Origin of the sequence: Iodobacter sp. CM08 (assembly GCF_033446605.1) — a bacterium.
In the GTDB taxonomy this organism is placed as follows: Bacteria; Pseudomonadota; Gammaproteobacteria; order Burkholderiales; family Chitinibacteraceae; genus Iodobacter.
The window spans coordinates 54854-78714 of sequence record NZ_JAWQUO010000021.1 but is presented as its reverse complement, the minus strand read 5'-3'; the positions used below and the strand labels follow the sequence as shown (position 1 = coordinate 78714).

At 48.4% G+C, this 23861-nt stretch carries 21 protein-coding genes; 4 read left to right on the top strand and 17 right to left on the bottom strand.

Annotated elements, in window-relative coordinates:
* Positions 1–109: 109 nt before the first annotated feature.
* From radA to R6242_RS13495, 13 genes are all read right to left on the bottom strand, one after another.
* On the bottom strand, positions 110–1462 hold the full coding sequence (radA, locus tag R6242_RS13555) for a DNA repair protein RadA (protein ID WP_318427629.1): 1353 nt from the start codon (positions 1460–1462) through the stop codon (positions 110–112).
* A gap of 87 nt (positions 1463–1549) precedes the next feature.
* Positions 1550–3010, bottom strand: coding sequence for a flagellar hook-associated protein FlgL (gene flgL, locus R6242_RS13550; RefSeq protein WP_318427627.1), 1461 nt, complete (start codon positions 3008–3010; stop codon positions 1550–1552).
* Positions 3011–3056: 46 nt separating this feature from the next.
* Positions 3057–5318 carry a flagellar hook-associated protein FlgK gene (flgK, locus tag R6242_RS13545; protein ID WP_318427625.1) on the bottom strand — a complete coding sequence of 754 codons (2262 nt, stop codon included), beginning with the start codon at positions 5316–5318 and terminating at the stop codon, positions 3057–3059.
* Positions 5319–5403: 85 nt separating this feature from the next.
* Positions 5404–6258 (bottom strand): flagellar assembly peptidoglycan hydrolase FlgJ, encoded by an 855-nt coding sequence (gene flgJ / locus R6242_RS13540; RefSeq protein WP_318427623.1) that lies wholly within the window; start codon positions 6256–6258, stop codon positions 5404–5406.
* Between the two features lie 132 nt (positions 6259–6390).
* A complete protein-coding gene (locus R6242_RS13535; protein ID WP_318427619.1) occupies positions 6391–7482 on the bottom strand; it encodes a flagellar basal body P-ring protein FlgI in 1092 nt (363 codons plus the stop codon).
* Between the two features lie 13 nt (positions 7483–7495).
* On the bottom strand, positions 7496–8179 hold the full coding sequence (locus R6242_RS13530; RefSeq protein WP_318427617.1) for a flagellar basal body L-ring protein FlgH: 684 nt from the start codon (positions 8177–8179) through the stop codon (positions 7496–7498).
* A 13-nt stretch (positions 8180–8192) separates the two neighbouring features.
* The gene (gene flgG, locus R6242_RS13525; protein WP_293933779.1) at positions 8193–8978 is read right to left on the bottom strand and encodes a flagellar basal-body rod protein FlgG; all 786 of its coding nucleotides are present in this window, start codon (positions 8976–8978) and stop codon (positions 8193–8195) included.
* A gap of 417 nt (positions 8979–9395) precedes the next feature.
* Positions 9396–10136: a flagellar basal-body rod protein FlgF gene (gene flgF / locus R6242_RS13520; protein ID WP_293933776.1), complete on the bottom strand. Its 741-nt coding sequence runs from the start codon at positions 10134–10136 to the stop codon at positions 9396–9398.
* A 72-nt stretch (positions 10137–10208) separates the two neighbouring features.
* Entirely contained in the window at positions 10209–11510 is a 1302-nt protein-coding gene (gene flgE / locus R6242_RS13515) for a flagellar hook protein FlgE (protein ID WP_318427614.1), read from the bottom strand.
* A gap of 40 nt (positions 11511–11550) precedes the next feature.
* Positions 11551–12225, bottom strand: a complete 675-nt coding sequence (locus R6242_RS13510) for a flagellar hook assembly protein FlgD (protein WP_293933772.1) — start codon at positions 12223–12225, stop codon at positions 11551–11553.
* A gap of 11 nt (positions 12226–12236) precedes the next feature.
* Positions 12237–12647 carry a flagellar basal body rod protein FlgC gene (gene flgC, locus R6242_RS13505; protein WP_293933770.1) on the bottom strand — a complete coding sequence of 137 codons (411 nt, stop codon included), beginning with the start codon at positions 12645–12647 and terminating at the stop codon, positions 12237–12239.
* 12 nt (positions 12648–12659) lie between these two features.
* Complete coding sequence (gene flgB / locus R6242_RS13500) at positions 12660–13064, bottom strand: flagellar basal body rod protein FlgB (protein ID WP_318427609.1); 405 nt, start codon at positions 13062–13064, stop codon at positions 12660–12662.
* A 163-nt stretch (positions 13065–13227) separates the two neighbouring features.
* A complete protein-coding gene (locus tag R6242_RS13495; RefSeq protein WP_318427607.1) occupies positions 13228–13551 on the bottom strand; it encodes a DUF2325 domain-containing protein in 324 nt (107 codons plus the stop codon).
* A 469-nt stretch (positions 13552–14020) separates the two neighbouring features.
* Between R6242_RS13495 and R6242_RS13490 the strand changes: the two genes are divergently transcribed.
* The 3 genes from R6242_RS13490 to R6242_RS13480 all read left to right on the top strand — a co-directional run bounded on the left by R6242_RS13490 (position 14021) and on the right by R6242_RS13480 (position 16999).
* Entirely contained in the window at positions 14021–15184 is a 1164-nt protein-coding gene (locus R6242_RS13490; protein ID WP_318427604.1) for a Re/Si-specific NAD(P)(+) transhydrogenase subunit alpha, read from the top strand.
* 97 nt (positions 15185–15281) lie between these two features.
* Positions 15282–15632, top strand: a complete 351-nt coding sequence (locus tag R6242_RS13485; RefSeq protein WP_293935896.1) for a proton-translocating transhydrogenase family protein — start codon at positions 15282–15284, stop codon at positions 15630–15632.
* Entirely contained in the window at positions 15632–16999 is a 1368-nt protein-coding gene (locus R6242_RS13480; RefSeq protein WP_318427601.1) for an NAD(P)(+) transhydrogenase (Re/Si-specific) subunit beta, read from the top strand. Before R6242_RS13485 ends, R6242_RS13480 begins: the two co-directional genes overlap by 1 nt.
* A 105-nt stretch (positions 17000–17104) precedes the next feature.
* Here the strand turns inward: R6242_RS13480 and R6242_RS13475 are convergent, their stop codons facing one another.
* Positions 17105–18415 carry a dicarboxylate/amino acid:cation symporter gene (locus tag R6242_RS13475; protein WP_318427599.1) on the bottom strand — a complete coding sequence of 437 codons (1311 nt, stop codon included), beginning with the start codon at positions 18413–18415 and terminating at the stop codon, positions 17105–17107.
* Positions 18416–18922: 507 nt separating this feature from the next.
* Positions 18923–20194 carry a multidrug efflux MFS transporter MdtH gene (mdtH, locus tag R6242_RS13470; RefSeq protein WP_293935899.1) on the bottom strand — a complete coding sequence of 424 codons (1272 nt, stop codon included), beginning with the start codon at positions 20192–20194 and terminating at the stop codon, positions 18923–18925.
* A gap of 31 nt (positions 20195–20225) precedes the next feature.
* Here mdtH and R6242_RS13465 point away from each other — a divergent pair, with 31 nt between their 5' ends.
* Complete coding sequence (locus R6242_RS13465; RefSeq protein WP_318427597.1) at positions 20226–21113, top strand: LysR family transcriptional regulator; 888 nt, start codon at positions 20226–20228, stop codon at positions 21111–21113.
* Between the two features lie 102 nt (positions 21114–21215).
* Here the strand turns inward: R6242_RS13465 and murI are convergent, their stop codons facing one another.
* Positions 21216–22028, bottom strand: coding sequence for a glutamate racemase (gene murI / locus R6242_RS13460; protein ID WP_318427639.1), 813 nt, complete (start codon positions 22026–22028; stop codon positions 21216–21218).
* 247 nt (positions 22029–22275) lie between these two features.
* Entirely contained in the window at positions 22276–23658 is a 1383-nt protein-coding gene (locus tag R6242_RS13455) for a peptide MFS transporter (RefSeq protein WP_293935901.1), read from the bottom strand.
* Positions 23659–23861 lie beyond the last annotated feature (203 nt).

The window sequence follows — 23861 nt, the reverse complement described above, 5'->3', positions numbered from 1 at the left end:
TGGGGGTAATCGATTGGCTCAACGAATCCTAGACGAAGGATGAAGCAGCCAGCAATGTTTTATTGATGTGGGCGTACGCTTATTTTTCAAGCCCATTGTACTAGAAAACTTACATTGCCGCGCTAACGGCTTCATCCAAACGCTCAACCAGCGTTACTGTCATTCCTTCAATCGCTTGGCGCGGACGATTACCCTTAGGGATAATTGCATGGGTAAAGCCCAGCTTTGCCGCCTCACGCAGGCGCTCCTGCCCACGCTGCACTGGCCTCACTTCACCAGCCAGCCCCACCTCACCAAACACCACCAGCTTTTCTGGCAAGGGCCGGTTTTTGAGCGAGGACACAATCGCCAGTAAAACCGCCAAATCTGCCGCAGGCTCGGCGATCCGCACGCCGCCTACCGCGTTAATAAACACATCTTGATCAAATGCAGCAATCCCCGCATGGCGATGCAACACCGCCAGCAGCAAAGCCAAGCGGTTTTGCTCCACCCCTACAGCCAAGCGCTTGGGCTGAGGTGAATGTGCATCATCTACCAAGGCTTGAATCTCCACCAATAACGGCCGCGTGCCCTCTTGCGTCACCAGTACGCAGCTACCTGGCACCGGCTCTTTGTGCTGGGATAAAAATAATGCCGAAGGATTTGAGACTTCACGCAAGCCTTTATCCGTCATGGCAAACACGCCCAGCTCATTGACCGCTCCAAAGCGGTTTTTAATGGCGCGTATTAACCTAAAACTAGAATGCGTGTCGCCCTCAAAATACAATACGGCATCAACAATATGCTCAAGCACGCGCGGGCCAGCAATGGCGCCATCTTTGGTGACATGGCCAACCAAGAAAATAGTCGTGCCCGTGCGCTTGGCATACCGGGTGAGCTGGGCTGCACATTCTCTAACCTGCGCCACGCTACCCGGTGCGGAGGTTAAGGCCTCAGAATAAACGGTTTGGATCGAGTCAATTACCGCTACTTGGGGGCCGACTTTTTCTAGGGCGGCTAAGATTTTTTCTAAGCCAATTTCAGCATACAAGGCCACTTTGCCAGCGGGTAAACCTAAGCGTTTGGCACGCAAAGCAATTTGCTGCGGCGATTCTTCACCAGACACATACAAAACCGCTCTTGCCGCCGCCAGCAGCGTCATCGCTTGCAAGAGTAGCGTTGATTTACCAATCCCTGGGTCACCACCAATCAGCACCACGCCACCTGGCACTAAGCCACCGCCTAACACGCGGTCAAGCTCGGCCATGCCGGTAGCAATACGAGGAATTTCAGCCGCTTCTACATCGCTCAACTGGTGGATTGCCCCATCGGCAGCCAAAGATTGGAAGCGCGTGCTTGGTGCAGTCTCTGCTACGCCTTCTTGCAGTGTATTCCACTCGCCACAACCTGGGCATTGCCCCTGCCACTTCGGTGAAGCTGAGCCACAAAGCTGACAAATAAAAGTAGATCGAATTTTAGCCATAGGCCGAATAATACAGGAGTAGACCAAGGCCAGCTTGAGCACAAAAAAAAGCGGCCAATTAATGGCCGCCTCATTGCTAAGCTGCGACTAGTTAATGTACTGAAATAAGCTTAAACCTTGCACTTGAGAGAACGATTTGCGCGAAGCCTCAAGCAGGGTCTGGGTCAAAGAAAAATCACTCAGTGCGGTGGAGTAATCCAAATCTTGTAATTGTGACAAGGTTTGCCCGTACTGCACTTTTAAATCGCCATTGGTATCTTGTACTGATTGCGTTTCCACCATTTTGGCCCCAAAGCTACCATTTGAGCTCAGCACATTGGTTAGCATATTGCTGGTATTTTGCAAGACAGTATTCAGTTGATTATGAAAGTTAGCCATCCCTGTTGGGCTAGTCTGATAGTTATTCAGAGCATCAGAAAAAACCTTCATGGTTTGGAAAATATCGCCATTATTACGGCTTGGATCAACATTAAATGAATCTAAAACGCCACTAGCAACAATCCCTGTAGGAGTGGCGCTCGCGCCTAAGGGGCCAATCACTGTACTTGGCTGCCCAGTTACATTCATTTTGATGCCGTAATCCCAAGCGGCAACCGGCGGGATTCCAACCGGATCTGTGGCTAGGTTTTTAAACTGAATATCGCCACCTGGCACATAAGGACGCGGATAATTATTAAGCTGACCAGGAATAGCAGGCCTTACACCGGCAGTGTAATCATACCCATCCACTAATGATTTATTGAAGTTAGTATTTGCAGTCACGCCATCGGCAAGCAGTGGCTGATTATCAATCAGATCATAAGAAATCACCGGCTTACCTGGGTTTGCCGGATCATTCACCGATTGAAACTCAAGCTTAAATTTCTGTGAATGAGCTGGGTTATTCCATTTAGTTACATCCACCACTTCGCCAGGGCTGACGATGCCGCTGCCACTATTACCGGGTGCCACACTATTTGCAGAGTTAACAAAACTGCCATTACCGGTGCGGCCCGCTTGAAAAATCTGATAACCCGATTCAGAAACGGGGATCTGCCTAGAACCAGAGATTTGCATCTGCCGCTGCCCATCGTCCCCAGCGTAAGTCACATTACCAAATGAAGTTTCACTAAAAGGTTGAGTTGAGCCTTTGAAGCCAGAAAACAAATAAGAGCCAACACCGTCGGTTGCATTGGCAAGGCTCATCATTTCCTTGTATTGGCCTTGCAGCTGAGCATCAAGGAGCTTTTTTTCTGCAACGGTTTGCGAAGGATTACCAGCACTCACCGCCAAGGAATAAATATCGTGTAGCAACTCAGTGACTTGATGCAAAGTTGATTCAGAAAGGCGCATTGCCGAATCCGCCGTTTGGCTATTCACGGCATACTGCTTATTTAGCTCTTGTGCTTGAGTGACATCTAATATTTTTGCCGATGAAATAGGATCATCAGCAGGCGTCAGCACGCGACGGCCCGTCGACAATTGATTTTGCAATTTCGCTTGCACGCTAGAATGGCGCTGCAATTCTGCAGCACCTTGCTTATAAATGGTCGTGGTGGCGATACGCATGCTATTTATTCCTTATAAATACTGAGCAATAGGCTTAAAACACCTATTAGCCACCAATTCGCACAATGGCATCAAATGCTTGTTGTGCAATTTGAATTACTTTACTGGAGGCTTGATAAGCCTGCTGATAGCGCAATAAATTAGCGGCTTCTTCATCCAAATTCACAGCAGAAACAGAATCACGCGAAATTTCGGCTTGTTTACGCACCTCAATTTGTGCGGTCGACATAATAGCCACTTCATTGGTTTTTGCCCCAATCACCGCAACCATCTGCCCATAAGCCTCTTGATAATTAGCCTTACCGCCGTCAATTATTTTACGCGACTGTAATTCGCCCAGTTTCAAGGCATTACGGCCATCGGCATCTAGCGAGGTACCAGGATCAATAGAAAACTTATCCCCTTGTGCTGGCTGCCCATCAATTTTTACATTCCAGCCATTAAAGGAAATCAACTGGCCTGCTACATAACCAATCGGCGCAGATGTTGTTGCGCCATCGGTTAAGGTATAGGTAGTAGGCGAGGCAAAAGTGATCGTAACCGGATTTTTAAGCGCAGGGTTAACCGCCGATTGTGTGGTGATGGTGGACGCCGCATCCACCGATACTTGGCTAATTTTACCGGTACCCGTATTAGTACGTTGTGTATTTGAAATAATAGGCACACCTGCGGCAATCACCCGTGGATCTGTTGGCTTAATGCTTAAACTACGGCTAAAACCCGCGTAGGGTTGCACGGTAAACCGATCACCTGCCGTTGGCGTTCCTTGCGAAAAACTTAAACGCAAACCGTCTACAACAATAGAATTAGCATTATTAGCAAATTGCCCGCCCACTCCACCAGTAATTTGGGTGCGCTGGCCATCCGATTGCCGCGTCACTTGGTAATCAGTGCCATCGTAAAATACTTCATAATCACTGGCCTGAATTTTACTCACGTCTTCAATATAGCCTCCCAACACAGGGGCTACAGCAGGCGGAATAGCAGCGGTGTTGTTGCGATTAGACAGCACATTACCAATAACAGGCGGCATACTGACCCCTACTTTTTCACCCGCCGCCATCGTGCCTGCAACCACATTCCAAGTTAAACCCAAGACGGTAGGACCCGTCCCCATAGAGGCTGCACTCACCGACTGCGACACATTGTCCGATAAACGAGTAATCACATACTCATTGCCAGGGATTGTGGGGTCGTATTTCAAAGAGTAATCACTGGCTACACTCTTCACCCCTGCTGGCAAACTTACCGTGGCAAATGTAGAGCTCACATTGGCAGCTGGAGGGGCAACCACGGTATGCATTAAAGACACATTCCCTTGCGGGTAATCAAAAAAATTCGTCCCCATATTGCCGTACAAATCTTGCCCTTGACGCATCTGGGCATTAAACGTCTGTCCTAGCACCACAGCCATGCGCTCAATTGAGTTTTGTGCTGAATCTAATACTTTGCTCCGATACTCAAGCAAGCCACCCAATTGGCCACCTGTGAGCATGGTTTCAGGAATTTCTGCATCAATGGCTCCCTGGGTGTACACAATAGAAAGCCGTTGTGGATCACTAATAGAAGGCTTTGCAGCAATGGCATAGGCCGTGCCACCTACCACCAGATTTTGACCATTGCCAATAAACACATTAATAGAGCCATCGCTTTGTTTAATAGAGGTGGCCTTTACCAGGGTATTTAAATCCAACACCATTTGATCTCGCTGATCCAGCAAATCATTTGGCAATTGCCCACCACTGCTCGAAACGGCAATTTGGCCGTTAATTTGGGCAATTTGTTTAGACAAGGCGGTGACATGATCAGCAGCGCTGACTAAATTGCCATTTACGCCTGCGCGCATTTCAGAAAGCCGCTGATCAAACACTTGGAAACGGTTTACCAAGCCCTGTGCATTGCTCATTAAAGATTGACGAGCAGGCAAAGACGCTGGATTGGTGGCCATCCCTTGGACTGCGCTAAAAAATGATTGCAAAACCGGTGACACGCCCGCAGCAGGATCGGCCACCAAGTTATCAACCTGCTTAATTTCAGCAAGATAAGTACCGTAGTAGCTGTCTTGAGAGGTAGCGGTTTGAACTTGCTTAGTTAAAAATTCATCATAAGAGCGCTGCACGGTATCCACACGTACGCCAAGCCCAGTAAAACCATTACCGGTATATTGAGGGTAAGGGGCACTTTGCTTCACGTTTTGGCGGGAATAGCCAGGCGTATTAGCATTGGCAATATTATGCCCAGTCGTACTCAAGCCTAAGCTTGCTGCGTTTAGGCCACTTAGGCCGATACCAAAAACACTGGCTCCCATGATGCAACTCCTTTGCTACTATTTATCGGCACAAACGGCCCATACTTGAAGGCGGAATAAAAAGCCTATCTGCCACTATTTAAAATCAGGCTAATTGACGTCGTAATTGCTCAGCAACTTGCGCTAATTTATTTGCATACTGCGGGTCTGTAGCATAGCCACCGGTTTGCAAAGCCTTTGCAAAGCCCTGCGCATTACTTCCTTGGCCCATAGCCTCGGTGTAGCGGCGCTTGATTAAGCTAGCGTAATCATTAAAGCTTTCTGCATACGAGTCATACACTCTAAAGCTCTCTACCCGCTTTTGAGCCCGCCCACCAATAAACTCGGTAGTGGTGATATTTGTGGTTTTGCCTTGCCAATCTTTAGTTGCTTTAATGCCAAAGAGATTATGGCTATCTGCACCCGCCGCATCCCGAATCGGCTTTTTACCCCAGCCTGACTCTAAGGCAGCGTGTGCCACTAAAACATGGGCAGATACGCCTAAAGCCGCGGCGGCGGCGCTGGCATTACCCACCTGCTTTGCTACAAACGAATCACCCGATACGGCATCTTTTGCCGAAGCCTCGGCCGCTTTTGCCGCTGGTAAATCATTGTGCAAAGTACGTGATGGCTTTTGGTAGAGCGAAGGATCACGCTGCAATTCTATTTGCCGCACAATAGATTCAGCAAAGCCCACGCCACCGTGCTTAGACCACATTTGCGAGAGCTGCTGATCGTGCATGCCGCGAAACATATCCGCCGTGCCTGATTCCATCTCATCGTACTTAGGCGTGGCTTCACGCATTGATTTGAGCATTTGATTGGTCAACAAAGCCTCAAATTCACGCGCAACCTCTAAAGCCGCTTTGCTCGGATCTTTGCGAGCCAGCTGACGTAAGCTATCCACACCACGCACATCAATGGCAAGATCATTACTAGAAGGAGTGGCTGAGGAGATCATACTGACCAACGCTTAATAAGAGATTAAGCAAGTATGAAGCAATAAGCGTGCCTATCAGGCATCGAGAATAAGGAGTCGTTTCTTAAGGTGGGTTAGCCGGTATTTTGGCGTAAGCCACCGTGTACAGAAAACTCAAATCACTTCCAACTCCGCCTTCAAACTACCTGCAGCCTTCATGGCTTGCAAAATAGCCAATAAATCCTGCGGCGTTGCGCCTACAGCATTTAAAGCGCGCACCACGTCTCGCAGCGTGCTGGACTTAGGTAAACGCACAATGGGGCCTTTATCCGCTTTAATTTGGATATCGGCATTTTGCACTTTGGTGGTTTTACCCCCAGAGAGTGGATCAGGCTGGGAAACGGTATTATCTGCCGTAATGGTCACGGTTAAATTGCCGTGTGCAATAGCGCAGCTATCTAGCTTCACCGCCTGATTCATCACAATCGAGCCGGTACGCGCATTAATAATTACCTTAGGGCTTGATTCTGCGGGGGTGACATCAATGTTTTCTAAGCGGGATAAAAAAGCCACACGCAAATTATTATCTTGCGGCGCGCGCACTTGGATTACTCGGCCATCCAAAGCCACTGCCGTACCTGAGAATTGGGAATTCACGGCATTCACCACGCGATTAGCGGTGGTGAAATCAGTGGTTAGCAATTCCAGCTGCACAAACTCACCATTGCCTAATAAAGTAGCCACGGCTTTTTCTACCGTCGCACCCGCAGGAATTCGCCCTGTAGCCAGTTGATTAACCTGCGTGCTTGATCCACCCGCCGATGCGCCTGCCCCAGCCACAATAATATTGCCCTGTGCCATCGCATAAATCTGCCCATCCGCCCCCTTAAGTGGGGCCATCAGTAATGTGCCACCACGAATAGACTTTGCATTACCAATCGAAGCAATCGTCACATCTAGCGGCTGGCCAGGCCGAGCAAAAGGCGGCAAGGTTGCCGTCACGGTTACGGCTGCGACGTTTTTAAGCTGCATATTGCCGCCAACAGGCACTTGAATCCCCAGATTAGTCAGCATATTCACCACCGATTGCACGGTAAATGGCGTTTGCGTGGTTTGATCGCCGCTACCATCCAAACCTACCACCAAGCCATAGCCTACCAACTGGTTATTCCTTACCCCCGCAACCGACGCTAAGTCTTTTATTTTTTCAGCCTGCGCAGGCGCCAAAGCAAACAAAAAGCAGCAGATAAGGGCAAAACGGTACATATACACAACCTATTTAAAACGGCATTACATTTAAGAAAAATCGCTGTAGCCAGCCAATAGTATTGGCATCGGCCATTGAGCCAACACCCAGCTGCTCGATGCGCGCATCGGCCACTTTATTCGATGAAATCGTGTTACCCGCTTTAATATCCAGCGGATTAATCACCCCAGTAAAACGCAGGGTATTAATTTGATTATTCACGGCAACTTGCTTTTCGCCACCCACAATCAGATTGCCATTGGCGAGTAAATCAATCACCGTCACGGCAATCGTGCCTTTAAAGGTATTGGTGCTGTTGGTCGCCCCCTTGCCTTCAAATTTATTTGTACCCGCCAACTTAACCGCAGCGGTGCCTTCGCGTGAGAAATATTGCTCGATATCCCACGGCAGCAGCGGAATATTACCCTTAGTGCTGTAATCCAAGGATCCGGCTTTATTACTACTGCTATTGGAAGTATTAACCGCAGCGAGGTTTTCTTCGATGGTGATATTGAGTAGATCACCAATATTGCGCGCTACCCGCTCTTCAAATAATAAACGTGAGCTATTGGGCTGAAAGATAGAACCATTATTGATGCTGGCGACAACCGGCTGAGCCGGTCTGGCCGTGGTTGGCAAGGTCACCACCGAGGGAGGCGTAGTACATGCGGCAAGCAGTACGGCAATCATTGCCGCTGTGGCAAGGTGAAATTTCATTTACATCCCCTCATTACAACTGAGTGAGCTTTTGTAGCATCTCATCCGAGGTTTTAATGGCTCGCGAATTAATTTCAAACGAGCGCTGCGCTTGAATCATATTGATCAGTTCTTCAGTTACATTCACATTCGATGTTTCTACATAGCCTTGGTTAAGCGCGCCCAAGCCATTTGTACCGGGCGTACCTACCGTTGGCGCACCAGAGGCCGTGGTTTCTAAGTAGAGATTTTCACCCACAGATTGCAAGCCTGGCGGATTAATAAAAGTAGCCAGCTGAATATTACCCAACTGCACAGGCGCTGCCGCATCATTATTTACAATGGCAGTCACCGTACCATCTTTAGCGATAGTGAGTTTTGTAGTGCCTTGCGGAACTTGCAAAGCAGGCTGCAAGGCATAACCACTGGCGGTGACCACGGCACCCTGGCTATCCACTTGAAATGAGCCATCACGGGTATAAGCCGTGGTGCCATCGGGCATGGCAATTTGCAAAAAACCTTGGCCATTAATCGCCATATCCAGCGGGCCATCGGTAAGCTGCAAATTACCCTGCATATGGATACGGGCCGTGGCCACAGGCCGCACACCGGTACCAAGCTGCAAGCCGGTTGGTTGCTGGGTTTGCGCACTGGTTGATCCGCCTGGCTGGCGTAAATTTTGGTAAAGCAAGTCTTCAAACACCGCGCGTTCACGCTTAAAACCATTGGTGCTGACGTTGGCCAAGTTATGCGAGATAACATCCACATTCATCTGCATGGCATCCATGCCAGTCTTAGCAATCCACAGCGAGCGCATCATGATGCGTACTTCCTATTTTATTATCTAATGTTACACATATGGACGTTTAGTCCACGAAAAACACTAAACACACGAAAAAACCAATAAATACCCACGACCTTAACTTAACCTGATTATGTCTCTTACTCAATTTCATTATAAATATCGTAGGGCGGGTGAAACCCGCGTATTGCTTCTGCATGGCTCGCGGGTTTCACCCGCCCTACACATTCAAAAACCAAGCCCAACACTCAAGAAACCTATCTACACAGAGTCCATTGAGCAAGAGACATATCAGGTAACTTAATCTACTTTCTTTTTTATTAGGCTAGTAAGTACTTAATTTTAATAAGTTGGCATTTAAATGAAGCAATGAGTGATTACTACGTGCCATCTGTTCGTGTTTTTTGTGCATTTAGTGGATAAAGTTTTTAATAATCAACCATTTAATGAAAGCAACTGCGCGGCACTTCTGGCATTTTGATCGACGGTCTGCATCATTTTAATCTGTAAATCATATTGGCGCTGCGCACCGATCATATGCACCAACTGATCTACCGGATTCACATTACTCACTTCCAAGGATTCTGAAGCAAGTTTTACGCCAACATCTGCCTGAGCCACCTCGCCATTTCTTTGGCGAAACAGGCCATCACTGCCTTTTTCTAATTCGTTTTCTGGCGGATTAACTAATTTAAGTCGGCCAATTTCTACCGCCTGCGACGGATTATCAAAAGGCGAGCCATTAATCGTGCCGTCTTTAGCAATAGTAATTCGGGTATTTTCTGGAATAGATAACGGGCCATTTTCGCCCTGCACCACCAAGCCACTACGGGTTTTTAACAAGCCTGCGGCATCAATTTCAAAGCCACCGTTACGGGTATAGGCCTCACCCGTTGGGGTTTGCACCGCCAACCAACCCGCCCCATTCACCGCCACATCTAAAGAACGCCCAGTCTGCTGGATAATCCCCGGCGTAAAATCAGCCCCTGTACCCTGCTCCACCACATAAGCACGGCTGGGCGCGCCCACACCACCAATCACGGGCACAGCGCGAAAAGCCGTTAGCTCCGCCCTAAACCCAGGCGTAGCCACATTAGCTAAATTATTGGCAACCGAGGCCTGGCGCAGCATGGTTTGCTTGGCCCCAGTCATCGCGATATACAGCATTCGATCCATTGTGTTTACTCGGGCATGGGCATAAAAACACGTGGGTAGAATGATTTTAAAAAATCATTTCTACCCTATCAATTAACGCAGATTCACAATCGTTTGCAAGATAGTATCTTGCGCTTTAATGGTTTGCGCATTGGCCTGATAGGTGCGTTGTGCTGTAATCAAATTAACCAGTTCAGCGGTTAGATCAACGTTGGCGTCTTCCACCGAGGCCGATTGCAAGGAGCCTAAATCGCTGGTGCCAGGATCGTTGGTTCTAGGCTGGCCCGATGCAAAGGTTTCTCCCCAGCGGTTGTCACCTAAGTTTTGCAGCCCTTGCGAATTAGCAAAGTTGGTCAGTGTGACTTGTCCAATGGCCCTGTTTTGCCCATTGGAATACTTACCTAGCATCACCCCTTCACGATCTACCGCAACCCCAGTTAACACGCCGTCAGGATAACCATCTTGCCTAATCGTATTCACCCCAAATGGGCTACCGTACTGCGTTGTACCTTCTAAACCAATATGAAAAGCCAAAGGCGAGGTTGCTCCGGAAGCAAGCGTGGTACTAAAAGCCAGTGGCGTGGCATTGATCAATTTACCATTTGAATCAAAAGTAACATTTGGATAAGGATTTAAATTGAGCGGGTCATTATTAGGCAATGAAACCGGATCACTATCAAAACGCGTTCTGACTTCCCAAGTATTGGGTGCGGTTTTAGTAAAATACATGGTTAAGCTATGCGCAACACCTTGCGAATCATAAACTTGTGCCGAGGTTGAATTGGTAAAGGTTTTAATATCAGCAGGGTTCAGCGCACCCACATAATTGGCCGCAAGAGGATTAGTTCTATCTTTAGGCAGCTGGCTAGCATCCAAATTCATCCCAAACTGTAGGCCTGCACTAATACCGCCACCCACCACTTCTGTCCAACCAGTGGTTTTTGCACCGATATTACCCACAGACAATTGCAAAGGCGATGGATTGCCGCCCTTTTGCAAGGCATTGGCATTGATATCAAAGGGCCAGCCGGTTAATTTTTGGCCGGTATTACCCACAATAAAGCCGTCTTTATTGACTTGAAACTGACCATTACGGGTGTAGCTAACGGAATCTCCATCCATCATGCGGAAATATCCATTTCCCGTAATGGCGATATCCAGCGGGTTATTGGTGGAGGTGATATTGCCCTGACCAAACTGCTGAGTCACCGCAACCGTGCGCCCGCCCATCCCAGAGATGGTCGATGAGCTAGCGAATGAGTTGGCATACATATCTGCAAACTCTGAACGCGATTGCTTAAAACCGACCGTGCTAGAGTTGGCAATATTATTACCGATCGCGTCTAGGCTTTTTGACGACGCACTTAAACCACTCAAGCCCTGCTGGAAACCCATAACCGTACCCTCAAAAATTGTTTACTGCAGATGCCTTGAACTAGCGAATTTGCCTTACCGCGCTAAAATCAACACTGCTTTGATCCGCCAACATCACTTTGACACCCGTCTTCGCCAGCTCAACGCTGCTAGCGGTTTGCCACGTTAAAGTATTTAAAGCAATTTCCTTGCCATCTTGCACGCCGCGCGCAGAAATTAAATAATCTCCCGCTGGGGCTTTTTCACCATTATTCATTTTGCCATCCCAAGCCACGGCCGCTGCGCCTGCGGGCTGTTGTGGCAAGGTGATGTTATCGACCACAAGGCCGTTCTTATCCATGATGGATACTTTAATATTACTCACACCCGATGGCAGATCGACGCGTGTATCAACGGGCTTGGTGCCATCAAACTTCATTTTATTGCCTACCGTTAGCACTTCCTTGCCAATTAAGGCGGCCGCTTGAAAGCTTTGTGCGGCAGAAAAGCTCGCCAGCATGGTTTGCATGGTGGTATTGAGCTTTTCAATCCCCGTTACGCTACTAATCTGTGCCATCTGGCTGGTCGTTGCCGCATTATCCATTGGGTTCATTGGGTCTTGGCTTTGCAATTGCTTAACCAGCAGCTTAAGAAAGCGATCTTGCTGCTGATCGGCCGCAGAGGCCTTGCCCGCTCCTGCTTTTTGATTCAGCGCGGCATAATCTGTGCTTGAATTAACCGTTGTACGAGCAACCATGATGATTCTCCTTATTGGCCCAGCGCCAGCGTGCGCAGCAGCAGGGTTTTTGCAGTATTCATAACATCGGCATTGGTTTGATACGAGCGTGAAGCTGAAATCATATTGGTCATTTCTTCAACCACATTCACGTTTGGCATGGCCACATAGCCATTGGCATCGGCCAAGCTATTTTTTGGGTCGTACACCAGCTTAGGCGGTGTTTGGTCTTCGATCACCCCTGCCACCTGCACCCCAACTGATTCCTTGCCACCACCCGGCATTTGCGCCGATTGAAACACCACCTGCTTGGCGCGATAAGGCTGGCCATTGGAGCTAGTAATCGATTCTGCATTGGCTAAATTAGACGCCACCGCATTCAAACGCGTGGTCTGTGCGTGCATGGCGGTTGAAGCAATATCAAACACTCTGAACATAGACATGGTTTAGCTCTCTTATTGGCCCGTTAGCGCAGAACGCAGGCTCTCAACCCGTTTTTGCATAAAAGTAATCCCTGCCTGATAGCGGATGGCGTTATCGGTAAACGCTGCCATTTCGGCATTCATATCCACCGTATTGCCATCAATGCCAGATTGTCTTGGATTGCGGTAGAGCAAGGCCTTAGACAGGGGATCAATACTCTCTTTTGGCTGTAAATGACGCGAGTCTGTTGCGACTAAAGGCTTCACTGGATTTTTTTGTAGGGCGGCTTCAAACGATTTTTTAAAATCAAAATCGCGCGCCTTATACCCTGGCGTATCGTTATTGGCGATATTTGAAGCCAATACTTCTTGCCGCTGGCTGCGCAGTGACAGCGCAGTTTCTTGCGGGCGGAAGTAATCGTCCAAACGACCTAACATAGCCAAACTCCAGTTTTTATCATCATAAAGCATAAGATACGCTGTTTATGGATATAGATGAAGCAGGAAGCGTGCCATGCAAAAAGCCCGCATTCTGGCGGGCTTATGAACCTATTTATGCAGGACTTCGGCAATTATTGCCGCTGCTGGCTGATTAGCCGTATTAATGGATTTTTTTATTGGGGCATGCATCGCACACCTTCGTACACTCTATTTTGTCTAACGATTGGCTCAAGGCACAGACCGAGCGGCGGCAAGCTACAAAGCGTACGTTCTCTTCATGCGCTAAATCACGATAAGCGCGCATCACATTGTGGCTTAGAAAATCAGTAAATAAGATTAATAGATCTGCGCCTTTTAAGCTGGCAGGCTTGCGCTGGTGCGCGGCATTACGCCCTGAAACATGCTTATGCACCTTAATACCGTAGCTGGATAAAAGATCAGGAATATTGCCCAGTACATCTGCGCCAACCAAATATGCATTCATGCTATTGCCTCGATAGAGTGTATAAATTGATTCTCCTATAAATGATAATGATTATCAATAGCATTTTTATTACAAGCCACGTGTAAGCTTTAACTGCCAGCCGTGCAACAAGCAGCCCAAGCACCCGCAAAAAATAGATCCAAGATAAAAAAATACAATAAATCATCTAAATACACGGTGTTTTTTTCATACATTCATTTGAAAATAAGCCTGCAGCGGCCGCTAAAATCAAGTTACATCGTGCTATTTTTACCCCAATAATAAGGTAAACACATTACAAAAATAGATGCTTTATGGGGTGGATTCACACGAAATACAACACCTTCAAAGTAATTGAACACTTCACACGGCAAATTAATGTTGCACTGCGATAAGATCAAACTCGGTCTTATTTGACTCAGGCCAATATTCAAACTGACATAAACCTCCATTGTTTGCCCATTGCTCTGATAACCATGAGGAAACAGATATGTTGATTGCCATTCCCGCCGAAGTGCTGCCTGGGGAGTTCCGGGTTGCTGCGACGCCGGAGACAATAAAAAAACTGATTAAAGCTGGGCATACGGTCAGAGTAGAGAGTAAGGCTGGCATCCATGCCGCCATCAGCGACGCAGCCTATACCGAGGCAGGTGCTGAAATAGCCAACAATACAGACGCGCTTTATCAGGGCGCGCAACTTATTTTAAAAGTCCGTGCGCCAGAAGCGCATGAACTGGCCCAGCTTCCTTTGCATGCTGCCCTTGTGGCCCTGTTTGATATTCATCGCTACCCCCATTTAGAAGCGCTCAGTAACAAACAAATCAGTGCTTACGCGCTGGAGCTGGTGCCACGGATTACCCGTGCCCAATCGATGGACGTTTTATCTTCGCAAGCCAATATTGCGGGCTATCGCGCCGTATTACTGGCAACGCAATACTATCCCCGCTTTATGCCGATGTTGATGACCGCTGCAGGGACGGTTAAACCAGCAAGGGTGTTGATTCTGGGTGCGGGCGTGGCTGGCTTACAAGCCATCGCTACCGCCAAGCGGCTCGGCGCAATTGTTGAGGTGTTTGACGTGCGCCCCGCCACGCGTGAGCAGGTAGAGTCCTTAGGCGGCAAGTTTATTGAAGTTACGCTTAGCGATGCCGAAAAGGCAGCGGCAGAAACCGCCGGTGGCTATGCGCGTGAGATGTCGGATGATTACAAGCTACGCCAAAGCGCCTTAATTGATCAACAAGCCCGCCTTGCCGATATTATTATTAGTACGGCACAAATCCCAGGCAAAGCCGCGCCAGTGTTGATCCCTGAGACCACGATTAAGGCCATGAAAGCAGGCTCGGTGATAATTGATCTAGCGGTAGATAGCGGCGGCAATTGCCCGCTCTCTAAATCTGGGGAAGTGGTGCATAGCCACAATGGCGTAATTATTGTCGGCCATGGCAATTTAGCTAGCCTGCTGGCTGCCGATGCATCCGCGCTTTATGCGCGCAATATGCTGACTTTCTTAAGCCTACTTCAAGATACCGAGGCTAAATACGCCCCGCATTTTGAGGATGAGATCATAAAAGCCACGCTAGTCTGCCATCAAGGCGCTGCCATATTTGGCAAAAAAGCCGAAGCAGCCCCAAGCCGCGCAGCAACCGTTATATAGGGTAATTTTGTGCCCACAGGTGGCAAAACAGCCTATGCCGCGTGGGCACAAAGACGTGCCCACCCTACATAACCTCAAAACATATATGGAGTAAGCAATGTCGCTATCTTTAGCAGCCTCTGCCGTTGCAGAAGTCAGCAGCCATACGCTAAGCACGGATCCCTTTATTGGCAGCCTGACTATTTTTATTCTGGCTATTTTTGTTGGCTATCACGTGGTATGGAATGTCACCCCTGCCCTGCATACCCCGCTGATGGCGGTGACCAATGCCATCAGCGGCATCATTATTGTTGGGGCGATGCTGCAAGTGGTGGATATCAACGCGCAAGAAATCAGCATCACCAGCGTCTTAGGTGCCGTGGCTATTTTTCTTGCCAGTATTAATATCTTTGGTGGGTTTTTAGTCACGCAGCGCATGCTGGCGATGTTTAAAAGGAAGGCAAAATAATGCAGAACTTTACTTCCATTCTTTATCTGATTTCTGCCGTACTGTTTATCTTATCGCTGAAAGGGCTTTCATCGCCTTTATCTGCCAGACGCGGTAATTTCTTTGGCATGATTGGCATGGCGATTGCTATTGCCACCTCGTTTTTTGTGGCCGATAAACCGGTAGTCTGGCTGATTTTAGCCGCCATGAGCGCGGGCGCTGTGGTTGGCGCTTACAGAGCGCGCACCGTAGCCATGACCTCTATGCCCGAGCTGGTTGCCGCCATGCATTCTTTGGTGGGTTTATCAGCGGTGCTGATTGCCATTGCCGCAATTTTCCATACCGGCGTGACCCACGGCAGTATGCAAAAAACCGAGCTATTTATCGGCGCTTTTATTGGTGCAATCACTTTTAGTGCATCGGTGATTGCCTACGGCAAGCTCTCTGGCAAATTTGGCGCAAGGGCGATTAATTTTAAAGGCCAACACGGTTTAAATTTAGTGCTGGCGCTGGCCATGCTGGGCTTTGGCGCTATTTATGTGGTGAGCGATAACCAATCTTCTTTCTTGATTATGACGGCGATTGCACTAGCGCTGGGTGTACTGCTGATTATCCCCATTGGCGGAGCCGATATGCCGGTGGTGGTGTCTATGCTTAACTCTTACTCGGGCTGGGCAGCGGCGGGGATTGGTTTTACGCTGAATAACCCTGTGCTGATTATTGCTGGCGCTTGCGTCGGCGCATCAGGGGCGATTCTTTCCTACATTATGTGCAAAGCCATGAATCGCTCGATTCTTTCGGTGCTGCTCGGTGGCTTTGGGGCTGCAGTTGCCATTGCAGGCCCTGCTGGCTCGGCGCAAAAAAACTACCGTACGGGCAGTGCCGATGATGCAGCGTTTTTGATGGAAAACGCAGAAAGAGTGATTATTGTGCCGGGCTACGGCCTTGCCGTTTCCCGCGCTCAGCACGCACTGCAAGAGCTAAGCGATCTACTCACCGCCCGCGGCGTGGACGTGCGCTACGCCATTCATCCCGTAGCGGGCCGCATGCCAGGGCATATGAATGTGCTACTGGCTGAAGCCGAAGTACCTTACGATAAAGTGGTGGAGATGGAAGAAATCAATAGCGAATTCTCCACAGCCGACGTAGTCCTAATTATTGGTGCCAACGACGTGGTCAACCCCGCAGCCAAAAACGACCCCACCAGCCCCATTTACGGCATGCCCATTTTAGAAGCCTATAAGGCCAAAACCGTGATGGTGGTTAAACGCTCGATGAGTGCAGGCTATGCGGGGCTAGATAATGATTTGTTCTATATGGATAGAACCATGATGGTATTTGGCGACGCTAAAAAGGTGGTGGAGAAGATGTTGCAGGCGGTGCATTAAAATATGTAGCGTGGGCACGCCTTTGTGCCCACGCAGCCTAATCAAGCTAATTACCCCAGCAAAAAAATGGCCCAGAAATCATCTGGGCCATTTTTATTACAACCATCAAACAGTCACTGGTTTATCCAAAATTGGCGCGGGCTGCACCTCTACTTTGGGCTCTAGCTCATCAGGCAACACATCACGCTCTTCGCCCAGCTCGTTTTCCCACTTACAAACCACCCCTGTCGCCACGGCATTGCCGAGTACATTGGTGGCAGAGCGGCCCATATCTAAGAAATGATCCACCCCTAAAATCAGCAATAGCCCTGCTTCTGGAATATTAAACTGCGATAGCGTAGCGGCAATTACCACTAAAGATGCACGTGGTACGCCCGCCATGCCTTTTGATGTGAGCATCAAAATCAGCAGCATCATAATTTTTTGCATCAAGGTCAGCTCAATGCCGTAAGCCTGCGCAATAAACAAGGTGGCAAATGTGCAATACATCATCGAGCCATCAAGGTTAAACGAGTAACCAATTGGCAATACAAAGCTGGAAATCTTCTTATTGCAGCCAAACTTTTCTAGCTGCTCTAAGGTTTGCGGATAAGCCGCCTCGCTGCTGGCCGTGGTAAAGGCCAGCAATACCGCCCCACGAATCCGGCGCAGCAAAGAAAACACCCGTGTTCTTAAAAATATAAAGCCCAGCAAGGTAATCACACACCACAGCATAAAGATGCTGAGATAAAAGCTCGCCACAAACTTGCCATATACCGCCAGTACGTCAATCCCTTCTTTAGCAATCACCGCCGCCATCGCAGCAAACACGGCAACTGGCGCAAAGTTCATAATGTAGGTGGTGATTTTCAGCATGACATGGGCCACCATATCAATCACATCCACCAGCGGGGCAACCCGTTTACCCAGCGCAGCACCCGCCACGCCAAAGAAAATAGAAAACACTACAATTTGCAAAATTTCATTCTTAGCCATCGCATCGAAAATGCTGCTTGGGAATGCGTGATGCAAAAAATCTTTCAGATTCATCGCGGTTTTAACCACACCGCTGTCTGTGCCCACAGCGGGTAATGGCAGATTTAAACCCACGCCTGGCTCAAGAATGGTCACCATCACCAAGCCCAATACAAGGGACGTGAGCGACATAAACATAAACCAGCCCATGGTTTTAAGGCCAATCCGGCCAATTGCGCCGCTATCCCCCATTCTGGCGATCCCTACCACTAAGGTAGAGAAAACCAGTGGTGCAATAATCATTTTGATTAAGCGTAAGAAAATATCACTGAGTAGCGATATATAAGAAGCAAAAGAAGCCAGCGAAGCAGAGTTATCTGCATATTGATTCACGGCATAGCCACAGATAATACCCAGCACCATGGCTAGGATAATATATAAAGTTAAATTTTTAGACTGCATTACAATTCTCTGTATTCTTACCAAGCAATTCAGTACGGCAATAGAAAAACACAATCATCCAAAAATACTAGCGAATAAGCCAGATTTAAAGATAAATAAATGATATCTATTTCGACTTAAAACTTACTTAATATTCTATTTTTAATTAATGAAATATTCTTATTTCAAAAACAATAAGCAAGCCAAACGCGGATATTGCCAAGCGGGGACGCAAGCAATACAGCGGTGAGGCCTCACAAACGCAGCCAGCAAGGTATCGTTTCTAAATGAAATTCGAATCATCATGCACTCTTACATCACGCTATTACACCGCAAGTCTTACTTGTTCGCATGTGCATTATTTACATCCAAACGAGGAAAGCCTGCCCCAGAGTCTCCAGAGCAGGCAAGGCGTAAGAAAAAAACAATTAACAAACGCTATTTATAAAGGATAAACCAAGTTTTTCAGCAGCTTAGGCTTACAAGGAGGCCGGTGAAATTATTTTCAAAGCCGACACAATACTGTAATCAACCAAACCTCAAATGATACTTAAAGCCCTTAAAGTAAGGAAAAAACTGCCTGTGTAAAGCGATAAAAGTAAGGCTACCAATCAGGCCCAGCGTTAACCAAGGCAGGCTTGGCGTATTCAAGCTACGCGCGTTATCGAGTAAAAACCCTCCGCCGGTATAACCAAACAAGCCGCCCAAAGCCAAGCCCATTCGCCCCATTCCCATATAGCTGGCCCTTGCCTCTGGCTGGGCAAAACGGGCCAATAGCGCTTCTCTAGCTGGCTCGGTAATTAATGTGCCCAAATAAAAGAACGTCAGCACCACAAAGGCCGCCACAATCCCACTCACCAAAGCCATCGCGGTCATGCTGATGCTCATTAAAGCAATCCCCGCCAAAACCCGTGTTTCTAAGCTGAAATAACGCTCGCCTAATCTTGCCAAAGGATAAAGTAAGCACAGTGCCAGCATGGCATCCAAGCTATACATCCAGCCCACCGCCTGTGCCGTGCCTGCCAATTGTTTTATCACCACAGGCATCAACAGCATGATTTGCACACAGAGCACGTAATAGCCGCTGAGCGTCAGCACAAACACCAAAAAAGGCTTATCAGCCAGCACCGTACGAATTGCTGCCATTGCCGAAGTCCGTTTTGCGGCTACTTTATAAGCAGGCAAGAAAATAGCGTTGACCAAGGCCGTTAATATAAAGGCCGCGCAGCCGCCCATCGCCACCCAATAAAAATCAAAAATCAGCAACCATGAGCCAATCAAAGCCCCCAACATGGCGGCGGCGCTCTCTTGCATCATGAGTAGCGAATAAAAACGATTACGCTCGGCAGGGCGAGTCAGCTTAATAATTAAAGCGCTACGGGGCGGATCAAATAACATGCCACCTAAGCCAGATAGCACGCAGGAAAAAACCAAAATACTGGGGTGACTGGCCCATGCCATCACGGCAAAACCTGCCGCCCGCAGCAGCATCCCAGCCACAATCAAAGGTTTTGCCCCAAAGCGATCCGCCAAAGAGCCACCAATTAAACCCAACCCCTGCTGCGATAACTGCCGCACACCCAAGGCCAAACCCACAGCGGCGGCAGCCCAGCCTAATTGGTCTACAAAATGCAGGCTGATCAGCGGAAACACCAAAAAAAACCCACACACCACCAGCATATTATCCAACATAATAAAACGCCGCCCCAAGCGCCTTGCCCGCTCTGCCCCTGCCATTTTCTTGCCCCTATGAATGATTAATGCATATTCTGGGCCGATGACAGTTATTATAGAAGTCATTAACTGGCAATATTTAATATAGGTTTTTCTTATGTCTCTTAGCCTTGATGATTTGCAATTACTGCTGGATATCGTGGCCTGTGGCAGTTTTAGCCAAGCAGCGGCTAGGCGCGGCTGGTCACAACCTCAGGTTAGCCAACGCGTCAGCCTGCTAGAGGCCGATTTAGGCACACAGTTATTCCAGCGCCATCGCCGAGGAGCCATTGCCACGGCAGCCTGCCTCGCATTTTTACCCTCAGTCAAAGAAGCCTTAGCCGCGCTAGAAACCGGCCGCCAAACGCTACAAGGCGCACCGGCCCTCCCTAGAATGCAGTTAGCCTGTATGCCCTCTTTAGCCTCGGTGATTTTTGGGCCTATTTTGGTGGCGCTCGCCAAAGCACCACTCGAAATCCGCTGCAATAGCGATCATTCGCCCAATATCATGGAGCAGCTATTAAGCGGCAAAGCCCAGCTTGGCTTTATCTTAAAATGTCCGCCCATGGCCGGCATTCAGATGGAGCGCATTTGGCGCTCCCCTATTGTGGCGGTGGTGCACAAACGCCACCCTCTTGCTCGTTCTGGGGTTTTAAGCTTGGCTGAAATTGCCAACCAGCAACTCGCCCCACAATTTTGGGGAGATGGCTGTGACCAGCTCATCAATCAGCTACGCAGTTATCGCACCGCTAGCGGCCCTATTCACGCCATTCAACCCGCCAGCGCCGCCCGCGAAATGGCCATGGAGCATGGCTTTTTAACCTTTATGCCTGAAGTTGCCGTTAAGCGAGATTTACGCGAGGGGCGGCTAATCAAACTAGAGATCAGCGATTTACCTGTTTGGGAATGGGAAGTCATGATGGCGTGGCGCAGCGGCAAGCGCAGCGACAGCAGCAAGCAGCTCGTAATTGATACCGTCAGGGCGATGGCAGCGGACTGGGCTTAAAAAAGTAAGAATGATTCCCAACAAAAAACACGAAGAAACAAGTTTAAGCGCCCGTGTTTTTTCGTGCTTTTTGTGGATTAACCATTTTTAGCCTAAGCGTGATTACAGATTCACCCGCTCAATCTTATTTAAACTGCGCCCCAAAAAGCGCTCGCCCACGCTTTGGAATTTAACCGGCACGTCGGTCACGTAAAAACGGTATTCCGGCGCCTGGTGGCTTGGGTTGGCCATGCCAGAAGACTGCAATAAATCAGCCGCTTGATCAGCAATGGATAAGGCCGAATCAACTAGTTTCATTCTCCCTCCTACCACGTCTAAAAGCAGCGGCTTAATCAGCGGATAGTGGGTACAGCCCAGAACCAGTGTGTCGATTTTTTCTACAAAGACCGGTTTTAAATATTCCTGCGCCGTAAGTTTAGTCACCGGATGATCTAGCCAGCCCTCTTCTACCAGCGGCACAAACAACGGACAAGCCTGTGAATACACTCGATAGCTCGGTTTAATTTGATGAATGGCACGGGCATAGGCGTTAGAGTTGATGGTGGCTGGCGTGCCAATCACGCCAATTCCTCCCGTCCAACTCACCTCTACAGCACTTTTAGCGCCCGCCTCAATCACGTCCAATACCGGCACATTGGCATTGGCTCGCACCAAATCCGCCGCCACCGCCGCCATGGTATTACAGGCAATGATCAGCATTTTCACCTGCTGATTTTGCAAAAACTGAGCAATTTCTTGAGTAAAGTGGGCAATGGTATCCACCGATTTCACCCCGTAAGGCACACGGGCGGTATCACCAAAATAAATAATATTTTCAAACGGCAGTCTGTCCATCAAGGCGCGCACTACGGTTAAACCGCCAACGCCAGAATCAAACACGCCAATAGGATGGGAAGGAAGAGATGGATTTTGCATGGAATGGTATTTTACGCTGGAGTACCGATCTGGGCGAGCTGGATATTTCGGTAATTCGGGCATATAGCGCATATTTTTAGTGATAAAACCAAAAAACCCTTAAACATAACTTTTTTTGCTTAGCGCATATGGGGCTTCAGCCTCCCTACGATGCTTTGCTCCCAATGAGAGTGCAGAATTGCGCCAATAAAAAATGGCCCGTTTCATTGAAACGGGCCATCACTTAAACATCAGAGCTTAAAAGAATTTAAGCCGTTACGCCTTGATGCATCATTTTTTGCAGTTTCTTGGTCGACAAGAGCAAGAGCGCCGCAGCGGCCATCGCCATCCCTACAAATAGCATAAAGAATTCATAGATGCCGTTAATTTGGTAGCCCATAAAGCTTGGGATAGCTTGGCCCGCTTCTGGATAGAAACCCGCCAAGATACCGGCAAACCAGTTGGCCGCCGCGCTGGCGGTAAACCAAACCGCCATCAAAAGCGATGCAAAGCGGGCTGGAGCGAGCTTATTCACCAAGGACAAACCAATCGGAGAAAGACATAACTCACCCATGGTGTGCAGCCAGTACATCGTCACCAACCACATGATCGATACTTTTACGCCTGGCTCGATATGCTTTACTGCCATCGCAATCACGATATAACCAAAACCTAGGAACAGCAGGCCCCAAGCCATCTTGGTTGGTGAGCTTGGCTCTGCGCCGCGCTTAGAAAGAAAAGTCCATACTGACGCCAATACTGGTGCAAAAATCAGCACAAACACTGGGTTTAAAGACTGGAACCATGAAGTTGGCACGGTAAAGCCCAGCACTTCACGATCAAGCGATTCGGCAGCAAAGAAAGTCAGCGAGACGCCCGCTTGCTCAAATGCAGACCAAAAGAAAATTACGAAAAATGACAATACGCCAATCACGATAATGCGTTCGATATCCACTTGAGTCAGCGGTGTATCGCGGATAGCACGCTCTTCTGCACTGATTTTACCTGGTGCCAAGCCGATCAATTTTCCTGCCGGATCAACCAGATACTTGTCACGAAAGCTAATAAAGATCACTAAGGAAATCAGCATCCCCACGCCAGCAGTCAAGAATCCCCAACGAAAATCTGCAGGGTTACCCGTATCGCCCAAAGCGCCACAAATCAGTGGTGCCATAAACGAGCCTAAGTTAATCCCCATATAAAAAATGGTATAGGCCGTGTCTTTGCGGCTGTCGTTTGGCTCATAAAGCTGGCCAACCATGGTTGAGATATTGGGTTTAAAAAAGCCATTGCCCGCAATAATAAAACCTAAACCACTATAAAACAGCGGGATCGCAATTTTAGCTTCTTGAAACCAAGTACCTGCAAAAAATAGTAAAAATTGACCTAGGGCCATCAATAATCCACCCACCACAATAGAGCGGCGATTACCCCAGAAACGATCGGCTACATAGCCGCCAACCAGCGGAGCCAGATACACCAAGCCCGTATATTGCCCATACAGCGCCGAGGTAAAATGCTTGTCAAAAGACAACGCAGAAATCATAAACAGCGCTAATAAAGCACGGTTACCGTAGTAAGAAAAGCGCTCCCACATTTCAGTGGCGAATAAAAGGTAGAGGCCTTTAGGGTGGCTAGGCTGATTTGCCATCTGGGCATCCTTTGTAAGTATCAAGTGTTGTGTTGCTACTATTAATACCTTACAAACGTAGCGGTGCGTTACTTAAAAATCCCACTTTTACAGAGGTAATTTTCACAACAACGGAACTAACAACGCAAAAATTGAACTAAGGCGACGTAAATAGTATTGTTTTTAAATGTGCAAAATGCCCGCTACACCGCGTAAATACTTAC

Excerpts from the sequence above, each read along its gene's own strand:
- radA (WP_318427629.1), bottom strand. The coding sequence starts at position 1,462 with ATGGCTAAAATTCGATCTACTTTTATTTGTCAGCTTTGTGGCTCAGCT.
- flgL (WP_318427627.1), bottom strand. The coding sequence starts at position 3,010 with ATGCGTATCGCCACCACGACCATTTATAAGCAAGGTGCTGCAGAATTG.
- flgK (WP_318427625.1), bottom strand. The coding sequence starts at position 5,318 with ATGGGAGCCAGTGTTTTTGGTATCGGCCTAAGTGGCCTAAACGCAGCA.
- flgJ (WP_318427623.1), bottom strand. The coding sequence starts at position 6,258 with ATGATCTCCTCAGCCACTCCTTCTAGTAATGATCTTGCCATTGATGTG.
- R6242_RS13535 (WP_318427619.1), bottom strand. The coding sequence starts at position 7,482 with ATGTACCGTTTTGCCCTTATCTGCTGCTTTTTGTTTGCTTTGGCGCCT.
- R6242_RS13530 (WP_318427617.1), bottom strand. The coding sequence starts at position 8,179 with ATGAAATTTCACCTTGCCACAGCGGCAATGATTGCCGTACTGCTTGCC.
- flgG (WP_293933779.1), bottom strand. The coding sequence starts at position 8,978 with ATGATGCGCTCGCTGTGGATTGCTAAGACTGGCATGGATGCCATGCAG.
- flgF (WP_293933776.1), bottom strand. The coding sequence starts at position 10,136 with ATGGATCGAATGCTGTATATCGCGATGACTGGGGCCAAGCAAACCATG.
- flgE (WP_318427614.1), bottom strand. The coding sequence starts at position 11,510 with ATGGGTTTCCAGCAGGGCTTGAGTGGTTTAAGTGCGTCGTCAAAAAGC.
- R6242_RS13510 (WP_293933772.1), bottom strand. The coding sequence starts at position 12,225 with ATGGTTGCTCGTACAACGGTTAATTCAAGCACAGATTATGCCGCGCTG.
- flgC (WP_293933770.1), bottom strand. The coding sequence starts at position 12,647 with ATGTCTATGTTCAGAGTGTTTGATATTGCTTCAACCGCCATGCACGCA.
- flgB (WP_318427609.1), bottom strand. The coding sequence starts at position 13,064 with ATGTTAGGTCGTTTGGACGATTACTTCCGCCCGCAAGAAACTGCGCTG.
- R6242_RS13495 (WP_318427607.1), bottom strand. The coding sequence starts at position 13,551 with ATGAATGCATATTTGGTTGGCGCAGATGTACTGGGCAATATTCCTGAT.
- R6242_RS13490 (WP_318427604.1), top strand. The coding sequence starts at position 14,021 with ATGTTGATTGCCATTCCCGCCGAAGTGCTGCCTGGGGAGTTCCGGGTT.
- R6242_RS13485 (WP_293935896.1), top strand. The coding sequence starts at position 15,282 with ATGTCGCTATCTTTAGCAGCCTCTGCCGTTGCAGAAGTCAGCAGCCAT.
- R6242_RS13480 (WP_318427601.1), top strand. The coding sequence starts at position 15,632 with ATGCAGAACTTTACTTCCATTCTTTATCTGATTTCTGCCGTACTGTTT.
- R6242_RS13475 (WP_318427599.1), bottom strand. The coding sequence starts at position 18,415 with ATGCAGTCTAAAAATTTAACTTTATATATTATCCTAGCCATGGTGCTG.
- mdtH (WP_293935899.1), bottom strand. The coding sequence starts at position 20,194 with ATGACTTCTATAATAACTGTCATCGGCCCAGAATATGCATTAATCATT.
- R6242_RS13465 (WP_318427597.1), top strand. The coding sequence starts at position 20,226 with ATGTCTCTTAGCCTTGATGATTTGCAATTACTGCTGGATATCGTGGCC.
- murI (WP_318427639.1), bottom strand. The coding sequence starts at position 22,028 with ATGCAAAATCCATCTCTTCCTTCCCATCCTATTGGCGTGTTTGATTCT.
- R6242_RS13455 (WP_293935901.1), bottom strand. The coding sequence starts at position 23,658 with ATGGCAAATCAGCCTAGCCACCCTAAAGGCCTCTACCTTTTATTCGCC.